The 11,585-nt window shown below is 67.3% G+C and carries 9 protein-coding genes and 1 pseudogene; 8 read left to right on the top strand and 2 right to left on the bottom strand.

All coding sequences use genetic code 11. From position 1 onward, the window contains the following. Positions 1-347: 347 nt before the first annotated feature. The 5 genes from AC1DSO_RS23585 to xylD all read left to right on the top strand — a co-directional run bounded on the left by AC1DSO_RS23585 (position 348) and on the right by xylD (position 6,481). A complete protein-coding gene (locus AC1DSO_RS23585) occupies positions 348-1,502 on the top strand; it encodes a fumarylacetoacetate hydrolase family protein (protein WP_477071128.1) in 1,155 nt (384 codons plus the stop codon). A 23-nt stretch (positions 1,503-1,525) separates the two neighbouring features. Next, positions 1,526-2,962, top strand: coding sequence for an aldehyde dehydrogenase family protein (locus tag AC1DSO_RS23580; RefSeq protein ID WP_477071127.1), 1,437 nt, complete (start codon positions 1,526-1,528; stop codon positions 2,960-2,962). A 5-nt stretch (positions 2,963-2,967) separates the two neighbouring features. Next, the gene (xylB, locus tag AC1DSO_RS23575; RefSeq protein WP_477071126.1) at positions 2,968-3,717 is read left to right on the top strand and encodes a D-xylose 1-dehydrogenase; all 750 of its coding nucleotides are present in this window, start codon (positions 2,968-2,970) and stop codon (positions 3,715-3,717) included. Positions 3,718-3,843: 126 nt separating this feature from the next. Next, positions 3,844-4,713: a D-xylonolactone lactonase gene (gene xylC, locus AC1DSO_RS23570; RefSeq protein ID WP_477071125.1), complete on the top strand. Its 870-nt coding sequence runs from the start codon at positions 3,844-3,846 to the stop codon at positions 4,711-4,713. Then, the gene (xylD, locus tag AC1DSO_RS23565) at positions 4,706-6,481 is read left to right on the top strand and encodes a xylonate dehydratase XylD (protein WP_477071124.1); all 1,776 of its coding nucleotides are present in this window, start codon (positions 4,706-4,708) and stop codon (positions 6,479-6,481) included. Before xylC ends, xylD begins: the two co-directional genes overlap by 8 nt. A 72-nt stretch (positions 6,482-6,553) precedes the next feature. Here xylD and AC1DSO_RS23560 read toward each other — a convergent pair whose 3' ends face one another. After that, positions 6,554-6,751, bottom strand: a complete 198-nt coding sequence (locus AC1DSO_RS23560; protein WP_477071123.1) for a hypothetical protein — start codon at positions 6,749-6,751, stop codon at positions 6,554-6,556. A 482-nt stretch (positions 6,752-7,233) separates the two neighbouring features. Between AC1DSO_RS23560 and AC1DSO_RS23555 the strand changes: the two genes are divergently transcribed. Both AC1DSO_RS23555 and AC1DSO_RS23550 read left to right on the top strand, forming a co-directional pair. After that, positions 7,234-7,863: an N-acetyltransferase family protein gene (locus tag AC1DSO_RS23555; RefSeq protein ID WP_477071122.1), complete on the top strand. Its 630-nt coding sequence runs from the start codon at positions 7,234-7,236 to the stop codon at positions 7,861-7,863. After that, a pseudogene (locus AC1DSO_RS23550) lies at positions 7,839-8,303 on the top strand (GNAT family N-acetyltransferase); the annotation flags it as partial. The gene AC1DSO_RS23555 and the pseudogene AC1DSO_RS23550, both read left to right, overlap by 25 nt. 12 nt (positions 8,304-8,315) lie before the next feature. Here AC1DSO_RS23550 and AC1DSO_RS23545 read toward each other — a convergent pair. After that, entirely contained in the window at positions 8,316-10,511 is a 2,196-nt protein-coding gene (locus tag AC1DSO_RS23545) for a TonB-dependent receptor domain-containing protein (RefSeq protein ID WP_477071121.1), read from the bottom strand. 276 nt (positions 10,512-10,787) lie between these two features. Between AC1DSO_RS23545 and AC1DSO_RS23540 the strand changes: the two genes are divergently transcribed. Further along, entirely contained in the window at positions 10,788-11,300 is a 513-nt protein-coding gene (locus AC1DSO_RS23540) for a hypothetical protein (RefSeq protein ID WP_477071120.1), read from the top strand. Positions 11,301-11,585 lie beyond the last annotated feature (285 nt).

Here is an 11,585-nt window from a genome sequence, read left to right as displayed (position 1 = left end):
AGCTGATGCATCCGCACACCCTGATCGTGCGGGATTCGACCGGGCCGGTGGCGGAGTAAGACGTCCAAATGTTCCCTCTCTCATAGAGAGAGGGAGGGTGAGAGGTTACACCCTCAACCGTTTTCGCGCCGAGCCCGAGCCTGAGCCGCTTTAACCTCTCACCCTCCCACGCCTTCGGCGTGGGCCCCTCCCTCTCTCTATGAGAGAGGGTTCGTTCGGGGTGTAGAAAGATTGGTCAGACAACGTGCTTGCCGTCCCTGCATGTTAGCGCTACCAAGTGCCTGACGAACGAGCGCCGCCGACAGTAGCGGCAGCCTGTAGACGCTCGACAATGGGGAGACGACGCCGTGGGCGTGAGTGAATTCCTTCCGGAAGACTGGAAAGACGCGACCCTGCTGGGCCGCATCGACTTCGGCGATGGCCCGACGCCTGTGCTGGTGCGCGGCGGCCGCGTCGAGGACATGTCCAAGATCGCCCCCACCGTCGCCGACCTGATGAACGCCTTCGCCCCCGGCGCGCCCATCCCGCGCGGCGAGGACAAGGGCCCTCTCGAAACCCTCGACATCCGCCCCGTGTGGGAAGATCCCGACGGCGCCGCGCCCGTAAAGCTACTGGCGCCAGTCGATCTGCAGGTGCTGAAGGCGGCCGGCGTGACCTTCGCCGTCTCGACCCTGGAGCGGGTGATCGAGGAACGCGCGCGCGGCGACGCCGCCGAGGCCTTGAAGATCCGCGCCCAGCTGGCCGACCGCATGGGCGGCGACCTCAAGAGCGTCAATCCGGGTTCGGAAGGCGCGGCCCGTCTGAAGGACGCCCTGATCGCCSASGGCSTGTGGTCGCAATAYCTGGAAGTSGSCATMGGCCCCGACGCCGAGATCTTCACCAAGGGCCCGACCCTGTCCTCGATGGGCTGGGGCGATCATGTCGGCGTCCGCTATGACAGCCACTGGAACAATCCGGAGCCGGAAGTCGTGCTGCTGTGCGACGGCTCGGGCGAGATCCGCGGCGCGTCGCTGGGCAACGACGTCAACCTGCGCGATTTCGAAGGCCGCTCGGCCCTGCTGCTCAGCAAGGCCAAGGACAACAACGCCAGCTGCGCGATCGGGCCGTTCTTCCGCCTGTTCGACGCCACCTTCGCCCTGGACGACGTCCGCTCGGCCGAGGTCGAGCTGAAGATCACCGGCCGCGACAACTTCGTGCTCGACGGCCACAGCAATATGAGCCTGATCAGCCGCGATCCCGCCGTGCTGGCGGGACAGGCGTTCGGCAAGCAGCACCAGTACCCGGACGGCTTCGCCTTGTTCCTGGGCACCATGTTCGCCCCGATCCAGGACCGCGACGCGCCCGGCCAAGGCTTCACCCACAAGGTCGGCGACCGGGTTCGCGTCTCGACGCCCAAGCTGGGCGTGCTCGAGAACGAAGTCACCACCTGCGACAAGGCCAAGCCGTGGACGTTCGGCATCTCGGCCCTGATCCGCAACCTGGCCGGCCGCGGCCTCCTGTAAATCCAGATCGAAGGAGCTCGGCTATGACCGACACCCTGCGCCACTATATCGGCGGCGAACGCGTCGCCACCGACGCTCCGGCCGAGAGCCTGAACCCGTCCAACACCAACGATGTCGTCGCCAGGGTGCCGATGGGCGGCCAGGCCGAGGTCGACGCCGCCGTCGACGCGGCGAAGAAGGCCTTCCCGTCGTGGTCGGACGCCTCGCCGGAAGTCCGCTCGGACCTGCTGGACAAGGTGGGCTCGACCATCATCGCCCGCAGYGCCGAGATCGGTAAGCTGCTGGCCCGCGAAGAGGGCAAGACCCTCCCCGAGGGCATCGGCGAGACCGTCCGCGCCGGCCGCATCTTCAAGTACTTCGCCGGCGAGGCCCTGCGCCGCCACGGCCAGAACCTGGAAAGCACCCGTCCCGGCGTCGAGATCCAGACCTATCGTCAGGCCGTCGGCGTGTTCGCCCTGGTCACGCCCTGGAACTTCCCGATCGCCATCCCGGCCTGGAAGGCCGCGCCCGCGCTGGCCTTCGGCAACACCGTGGTGATCAAGCCGGCCGGCCCGACCCCGGCCACGGCCAACGTGCTGGCCGACATCATGCAGGAGTGCGGCGCTCCGGCCGGCGTGTTCAACATGCTGTTCGGCCGCGGCTCGATGGGCGACGCCCTGATCAAGCACAAGGACGTCGACGGCGTCTCGTTCACCGGCTCGCAAGGCGTGGGCGCGCAAGTCGCCGCCGCCGCCATGGCCCGCCAGGCCCGCGTGCAGCTGGAGATGGGCGGCAAGAACCCGCTGATCATCCTGGACGACGCCGACCTGGAGCGCGCCGTCGCCATCGCCCTGGACGGCTCGTTCTACGCCACCGGCCAGCGCTGCACCGCCAGCTCGCGCCTGATCGTCCAGGACGGCATCCACGACAAGTTCGTGGCCCTGCTGGCCGAAAAGATCGCCGCTCTGCGGGTCGGCGACGCGCTCGACCCCAACACCCAGATCGGCCCGGCCGTCTCCGAAGACCAGATGGAGACCAGCTACAAGTACATCGACATCGCCACGGGCGAAGGCGGTCGCGTGGTCACCGGCGGCGGGCGCCTGAAGCTCGACAATCCGGGCTGGTACGTGCAGCCGACCCTGATCGCCGACACCCTGGCCGGCATGCGGATCAACAACGAGGAGGTCTTCGGGCCCGTCGCCTCGACCATCCGCGTGAAGAGCTACGAAGAGGCCCTCGAGATCGCCAACGGCGTCGAGTTCGGCCTGTCGGCCGGCATCGCCACCACCTCGCTGAAGCATGCGCGCCACTTCCAGCGCTACGCCAAGGCCGGCATGACCATGGTCAACCTGGCCACCGCCGGCGTCGACTACCACGTGCCGTTCGGCGGCACGAAGAGCAGCTCGTACGGCGCGCGCGAACAGGGCTTCGCGGCGGTCGAGTTCTTCACCCAGACCAAAACCTCCTACTCGTGGTCGTGAGCAGCATGTCCTCAGCCATCTATCCCAGCCTGAAGGGCAAGCGCGTCGTCATCACTGGCGGCGGCTCGGGCATCGGGGCCGGCCTGGTCGCCGGCTTCGTGCGCCAGGGCGCGGAAGTGATCTTCCTCGACATCGTCGATGCGGATTCCACCGCCCTGGTCGAGCAGCTGTCGGCCGGTGCGGCGATCGCGCCGGTCTACAAGCGCTGCGACCTGATGGACCTGGACGCGCTGAAGGCCGTGCTGGCCGAGGTTGGCGACGTCGACGTGCTGGTCAACAACGCCGGCAACGACGACCGCCACACCCTGGCCGACATCACCCCGGCCTATTGGGACAACCGCATCGGCGTGAACCTGCGCCACATGCTGTTCGCGGCCCAGGCCCTGGCGCCCGGCATGGCCAAGCGCGGCGGCGGCGCGATCATCAACTTCGGCTCGATCAGCTGGCACCTGGGCCTGGAGGATCTGGTCCTCTACGAAACCGCCAAGGCCGGCATCGAGGGCATGACCAGGGCCCTGGCCCGCGAGCTGGGTCCCGACGACATCCGCGTCACTTGCGTGGTGCCGGGCAACGTCAAGACCAAGCGCCAGGAGAAGTGGTACACGCCGGAAGGCGAGGCCGAGATCGTCAAGGCCCAGTGCCTGAAGGGCCGCATCGTCCCCGACAACGTCGCCTCGCTGGTGCTGTTCCTGGCCTCCGACGACGCCTCGCTGTGCACCGGCCACGAGTATTGGATCGACGCAGGCTGGCGCTGATCCGCGGAAACTGTCATCCCGGCCCAGCGCGTAGCGCGCCGAGCCGGGACCGCCGCAAGCGCTGAGCTTCTTGCGGTTCCGGGTCTCCGCTACGCTGCGGCCGGGATGACAATTTGAGATGAGCAGATGACCGTTACTCCTACCTGCGTCTGGGATCTGAAGGCCACTCTGGGCGAGGGTCCCATCTGGACCGGCAACGCGCTGTGGTTCGTGGACATCAAGGGCCACACGATCCACCGCTACGAGCCCGCCACCGGCGAAGCCCTGAACATCAACGCCCCCGAGCAGGTGACCTTCCTGGCGCCGCTGGCCATCGGCGGCGGCTTCGTCGCCGGCCTGAAGTCTGGCCTCTACAAGTTCCACCCGCTGTCGGGCTTCAAGCCGCTGGCGGTGATCGAGGCGCCCGAGTTGGACAACCGTCCCAACGACGCCACGGTCGACGCCCATGGCCGGCTGTGGTTCGGCACCATGCACGACGGCGAGGCCAACAAGAGCGGCGCGCTCTATCGCATGGACGCCGCCGGCGTGGCGCGGATGGACAAGGACATCTGCATCACCAACGGCCCCTGCGTCTCGCCGGACGGCAAGACCCTCTACAACACCGACACCCTGGAAAAGACCATCTGGGCCTATGACCTGGCCCTGGACGGGACGCTGTCGAACAAGCGTGTCTTCGTGAAGATCGCGGTCGGTGACGACGTCTATCCGGACGGGTCGGTCGTCGATTCCGAAGGTTACCTCTGGACCGCCCTGTGGGGCGGCTTCGGCGCCATCCGCTTCTCGCCGGCCGGCGAGGCCGTGGCCCGCATCGAGCTGCCGGCGCCCAACGTCACCAAGCCCTGCTTCGGCGGGCCCGACCTGAAGACCCTTTACTTCACCACCGCCCGCAAGGGCCTGAGCGACGAGACCCTGGCCCAGTATCCGTTGGCCGGCGGTCTGTTCGCGATCCAGGTCACCGTCGCGGGCCAGCCCCAATACGAGGTTCGCCTTGCCTAACCGCACGCCCCGCCGGTTCCGGTCCCGCGATTGGTTCGACAACCCCGACCACATCGACATGACCGCGCTCTATCTGGAGCGCTTCATGAACTACGGGATCACGCCGGAGGAGCTGCGAAGCGGCAAGCCGATCATCGGCATCGCCCAGACCGGCAGCGACATCTCGCCGTGCAACCGCATTCACCTGGATCTGGTGAGCCGGGTGCGCGACGGGATTCGCGACGCCGGCGGCATTCCCATGGAGTTTCCGGTCCATCCGATCTTCGAGAACTGCCGTCGCCCGACGGCGGCGCTGGACCGGAACCTCTCGTATCTGGGCCTGGTCGAGACCCTGCACGGCTATCCGATCGACGCCGTCGTCTTGACCACTGGCTGCGACAAGACCACCCCGGCCGGGATCATGGCCGCCACCACGGTCAACATCCCGGCTATCGTCCTGTCGGGCGGCCCGATGCTGGACGGCTGGCACGAGAACGAGCTGGTCGGCTCGGGCACGGTGATCTGGCGCTCGCGGCGCAAGCTGGCGGCCGGCGAGATCACCGAGGAAGAGTTCATCGACCGCGCGGCCTCGTCGGCCCCCTCGGCCGGCCACTGCAACACCATGGGCACCGCCTCGACCATGAACGCCGTCGCTGAGGCCCTAGGCCTGTCGCTGACCGGCTGCGCGGCTATCCCCGCCCCCTACCGCGAGCGCGGTCAGATGGCCTATCGCACGGGTCAGCGGATCGTCGACCTGGCCTATGAGGACATCAAGCCCAAGGACATTCTCACGAAGAAGGCCTTCGAGAACGCCATCGCCCTAGTGGCGGCGGCCGGCGGCTCGACCAACGCCCAGCCGCACATCGCGGCCATGGCGCGTCATGCGGGCCTGGAGGTCACCGCCGACGACTGGCGGGCGGCCTACGACATCCCGCTGATCGTCAACATGCAGCCGGCCGGCAAGTATCTGGGCGAGCGCTTCCACCGGGCCGGCGGCGCGCCGGCGGTGCTGTGGGAGCTGCTGCAGCAGGGCCGCCTGCACGGCGACGTCCTGACCGTCACCGGCAAGACCATGGCCGAGAACCTGGAAGGCCGCGAGACCGGCGACCGCGAGGTGATCTTCCCCTACGCCCAGCCGCTGGCCGAGAAGGCCGGCTTCCTGGTGCTGAAGGGCAATCTGTTCGACTTCGCGATCATGAAGTCCAGCGTCATCGGCGCCGACTTCCGCGCCCGCTACCTGTCCAAGCCCGGCCAGGAAGACATCTTCGAAGCCCGCGCCATCGTGTTCGACGGCTCGGACGACTATCACCACCGCATCAACGACCCGGCCCTGAACATCGACGAGCACTGCATCCTCGTCATTCGCGGCGCCGGGCCGATCGGCTGGCCGGGCTCGGCCGAGGTCGTCAACATGCAGCCGCCGGATCACCTGCTGAAGAAGGGCATCATGAGCCTGCCCACCCTGGGCGACGGCCGCCAGTCGGGCACCGCCGACAGCCCCTCGATCCTGAACGCCTCGCCGGAAAGCGCCATCGGCGGCGGCCTGTCGTGGCTGCGCACCGGCGACACCATCCGCATCGACCTCAACACGGGCCGCTGCGACGCGCTGGTGGACGAGGCCACGATCGCCGAGCGCCGTAAGGAAGGGATCCCGGCCACGCCGGAAACCATGACCCCCTGGCAGGAAATCTACCGCGCCCACACGGGCCAGCTGGAGACCGGCGGGGTGCTGGAGTTCGCGGTCAAGTACCAGGACCTGGCGGCCAAGCTGCCTCGCCACAATCACTAAGGGGTCAGCCCCAAACTGGCGGCCTGGCCGTCGAGAAACGAAAGCCCCCGGAGCGATCCAGGGGCTTTTTTCTTAGGCCCCGTCGTCCGCGAAGGTCCGGGTTTCGGCGGCCGGGCCGATGCCGCTCTCTTCAAGGACGCTGTCGGCGGTGGCGACGACCGCCCGCGCGCTGGCCTGGCTGCTGGCGACGAGCACGACCTCCTCGCCGGAGACCACGGCCCACCGATCGCCATAAGGGCGGATAGAAAAATGCGGGCTGTGATCAGTCATGTCAGGTGCTCAAACGCGCCGGTAAACTTAAAGTTCAAGATGGCCGAAACAAGGCAGCTTGACCAATGCCTGAGCAGTCGAGATACGCGAAGGTATTCGGCGCAGGTATTTATGGTATTCGCCAAGGTAACAAATTCGACCATATCGCCAGGTATTAAAAAATCCTTAATAAATCTGCAGCGAATTGTAAAATTCTCCTGTAGGTTGAACCCAAAACAGGTAGTATAGTGCAACTGTCGGGGCCGATCTTTCTGTTGCACATACAACATGTTGTCTTTGACCAGAGCACCAGATCAACGCCGTGAATCCCCCACCCTGGTGGTCCTGACGACCGCCTTGCAGCTGGGCCTTGTCGTGCTGGTTTGGTTGCTGGCGCTGATTCCCGCCGCCTTGGCCGCTTTAACTATCCTCACAGTAAAGCTGGTGCGTCGTGCTTTGCGCGGCCCCTCCAGTTCCTCGCCGGGCTCCAAGGGGGACCAGCCATGAGCATGCGCCCCGCCCACGCCGCCGATCTCGCCCCCCTGGCCCGCCTCTGGTGGCAAGGCTGGCGCGACGCCCATCTACCGCTCGTCCCCAAGGCGCTGGTGGCGCGGCGGACGTTGGACAGCTTCATCGACCGCATGGCGGTCGCCCTGCCCCGCGTCCGCACGCTGGGGCCGGTCGGCGCGCCGCTAGGCTTTCACCTGATCAAGGGCGACGAGCTGAACCAGGTCTATGTGGACGAAGAATCACGCGGCGCGGGCGTCGCCACCCTGTTGATGATCGACGCCGAGGACCGCCTGCTGGAGGCCGGAATCACTGCGCCCTGGCTGGCCTGCGCCATCGGCAACGCCCGCGCCGCGCGCTTCTGCCAAAAGTCCGGCTGGACGCGGGTCCGCCCGCAGACCGTCCCGACGGAGATTCCGGGCGGCTGGTATCCTCTCAAGATCTGGCGCTACGAGAAGGCGCTGGGCCAGCCCTCAGCCTGGACCGCCCCCACTGCGAGCGACCTTTCCGAGTCGCGGTCTTTCGCGCAAAGCGCTACCGAGGCCCAGGAACGCCCCGAGGAACGCCCCGAGGAACGACCCAGAGTGACGAGATGGACGCCCGTCCCGCCGAACCCTCCGAACTGAACGCCCTGGCCCGTCTGTGGCGCCAGGGCTGGCGCGACGCGCATCTGACGCTGGTCCCCGAGGCTCTCGTGGCCCTGCGCACGCTGGACAGCTTCACGGAGCGGATGGCCGCCGCCCTACCCCGCGTCCGCGCCTTGGGCCCGGTCGGCGCGCCGCTGGGCTTCCACCTGATCAAGGACGACGAGCTCTATCAGTTCTACCTGGCCGGCGAGGCGCGGGGGACGGGCGCGGCCGCGGCCTTAATGGCCGACGCCGAGGCGCGGCTCCTGGAGGCCGGGATCACCACGCCCTGGCTAGCCTGCGCGATCGGCAACGCCCGCGCGGCCCGCTTCTACGAAAAAGTCGGCTGGACCCTCGCCCGCGTCGAGACCGTGCCCACCGAGACCTCGGCGGGCTGGTTCCCGCTCGAGGTCTGGGGCTACGAGAAGCGGCTGGCCTAGCCCTGGCTCGGCCTAGCTTGGGCCGCCGGCGCTGAAGTCGAACTGTTCGGGCCGGGGCTTGCCGCCGCCGAACGCGTAGGTGAAGCCGACGAACACCGACCGGACATTGGCGGTGCGGCGCGTATTGTCGCGTAGCGTCGGGGTGTCGGTGACGACCACGTCCTGGAACCAGTCCAGCACATCCTGGGCGGTGGCCACGAACGACAGCTTGTCGTTGACCTTCCGGCGATAGCCCAGGTTCAGCATCTTGAACGGCTCGCGATGGCCCTGGGGCGTTAGGCGCTTGCCCGAGCTGAAGATGTTGGCCTGGAAGAAGTCCTTCGGCGTGGCCTGGTAGTTCAGGTTCGCGCGGCCCGACAGAGCCGTGCCCGAGCGCTTGCCGGTAAAGCCCAGGCTGGCGGCGTCGATTTCGTTCCAGAAGGCGTTGGCGCTGGCGTTGTAGGTCAGCTTCGGCGTCAGTCGGCCGTTGGCGACCAGTTCCAGCCCGCCGCTGCGGCTCTTGGCTAGGTTCTCGCGGGTGGTCAGCAGGACGCCGCCGCCCAGGCTGCGGACCACGTCGGTCACGCCGTCCTTGGTGTCGCGGAAATAGACCGTAGCCAGATAGTAGGCCGGCCCCTTGCGGTACTGCCAGCCCAGCTCGAACGAGTCGGTCACCTGCGGCTTCAGGTTCGGGTTGCCGGCCCGGTAGTTCAGCGGGTCCTGGTAGATCGGATAGGGGTTCAGGTCCTGCGGCCCCGGGCGCTGGACGCGGCGGCTGTAGTTGGCGTTGAAGGTGTTGCTGTCATTGACCCGATAACCGGCGTGCAGGGTCGGATAGAGCCGGAAATAGTCGTTCTGGTTCTTCTGGGCCGAGGTGATCTGGTTGGTGCGGATATTGACCTGCTCGGCCCGCAGGCCGCCCTGGACGGTCAGGTCGCCAAACGGCCGCTCATAGGTCACATAGCCGGCGAAGACGTCCTGGTCGTAGAGGAAACGGTTGGTCCGCGCCGGATCCACGACCTGGCCGTTCTGGGTCGCGCCGCGGGCGCCGTAGTTGTCGTAGGCGTTGTCGGCCGCCTCGAAGTCGAGGCCGGTCTTGAACTTGGCCTGGCCGGGCAGCGGCTTGCTGTAGTCCAGCTTCCAGTTGGCGCGCGCCTGGCTGGCGCCGAAGCTGAACGCCTCGTACTGGTCGGGCACGGTGACGACGCCGTCCTGGAAGGCGGTCGAGGCGCGCTTGAACTGGGTGAACTCGTATTCGGCGTGCGAGGTCAGCTCGTGCTCGGCCCCGCCCAGCTGGCGGCGATAGTCGCCGCTGATCGCCGAGTTGTCGCGCTTGAGGCGGGCGACGCTGTTGCGCAGGTACGATCGCGATACGGCGCCGGCGGCGTCGCGGCCCTCGTAGGACTCGTCGATGTCGCTGTCGTAGTCCATGCCGCGATAGCGCACCTCGGCCGACAGCCGGGTCTTCTTGTCGAGGTCGTAGTCGAGCCCGCCGCGCAGGCTGAGCGCCGCGCCCTCGTTGACCACAGCCGCGTCCTGGACGCTTTCGAGGAACTTGCCGCTGGCGCTGTCCAGCACCGCGCGGTCGCTATCCGACCGGGCCTCCTGATGATCGAAGCGATAGGAGGCGTCGCCCGACAGGGTGGCCTTGCCTTGGCGACGCGTGACGCTGACCCCGCCGTTGTAGCGGCCGTCGGGGCCGACATTGGCGCGAACCGTGCCGGTGACGCCCGGCTTCTGGGTCTTCTTGGTGACCAGGTTGATGACGCCGGCCGAGCCGTCGGGACGGTAGGCGGCCGACGGGTTGGTCATCACCTCGACCCGGTCGATGCTGTCGGCCGGCAGCTGCTGCAGGGCGTCGGCGCGGTTGTCGCCGTTGAACATGCCCGAGGGCTTGCCGTCGATCAGGATGGTGACGTTCGGATCGCCGCGCAGGCTGACATTGCCTTGCACGTCGACCTCGACCGAGGGGATGTTGCGCAGGGCGTCCGAGATCGAGCCAGTCTTGGCCGACAGGTCGTTGGCGACGCTGTAGCTGCGGCGGTCGATCGATGTGCGCATCGCGGCCGAGTCGCTGGTGATCGTCACGCCCTCGACGGCGTTCGGCGCGTCCTTCGGCTTGCCAGGCGCCGTCTGGGCCGGCGGGGTCGTTTGAGCGGTTTGCGCCAGACCCAGGGTCGGCGGCAGGATCGCCGCGGCGGCGGCGAACAGAGCGAACTTCAATCGCAAGGAGGATCCCCAACTCGAGCGTCGAGGGAGCCGCGGCGGACGTCCGCGCGATCTCGACCTCCAGCCGTAAAGACCCTTCCACCGGCAGGGGCAAATTTCTTTTCGGCAATGTTCCCGAACGTGAAGCCAGGGTCGCATTCGAGCCACACCCGCTGGGGGCGCTCCTACCGGCTCCAAAGCGCAGGCGAGTGTCGCAGGCCAGGATCGACAGGGCTGCAAAGGCTCCCTAGCCTGTCCCCTCAAGTCGGTGCGGGGGTGTATGTGGCGAAGAACCTGGTGAAGAGCGAACGCGCCGACGTCTGGACGCTGTGGGACAAGCTAGAGCGCCTGTTCCCGACCTGGAGCCTGCTGCCGGAGGCCTTCTACACGCCCGGCGCCTGGGGTTACGTGGGCATCGACTTTATCAGCGGCCTCCGCAAGAACCCTTCGACGCTGAAGACCTTCGACCTGCTGAAGGATGTCGACGACGCGCGCTTCGACGCTCTGTCTGCTTTGGCCAACCTCAATGCCCGGCGCCAGGAGCAGCTGCTGCGCGCGGTCGTCATCGGCTACCTGACCCTGCCGCTGACCATCACGGCGCTGGCCGCCGACCTGGCTGGCGACAGCGTGATGGGCCTGCTTCGCGAGCACACCACCATGGCGGTCCAGATCGGCGCCACGATCACGCTCGGCCCGCTCGGCTATTTCCTGAGCCATTGGCGTTCGCGCCAGATCGTCAGCGTCCTGGACCTGATCCGCATCGAACGCGGCCAAGCCCCGTTCACGGCGCTGGAACTGCGGGAGGAGTAGGAGGCGACCTTCCCAAGGTCAGCGATGGGGGGGGTGGCGGCCATCCGGAATCCCTCTCTCTGAGAGAGAGGGAGGGGCCCGCCGCGAAGCGGTGGGAGGGTGAGTGGTTTCACCGCTGGCCGAGAAATCCCGGGCCTTCCATTGAAGCATCTCGAAAGCGAACCTAGGCTTGCACCGCCGCCGCCGCAGCTTTCGCCGGAGCGTCGTTCGGAAAGGGTGTAACCACTCACCCTCCCACGCCTGCGGCGTGGGCCCCTCCCTCTCTCTCAGAGAGAGGGGTTTGGG

The organism is Caulobacter sp. P4_E5 (assembly GCF_056401555.1).
The sequence above is the reverse complement of the archived record's forward strand: the minus strand, read 5'-3'. Positions and strand labels throughout refer to the sequence as shown.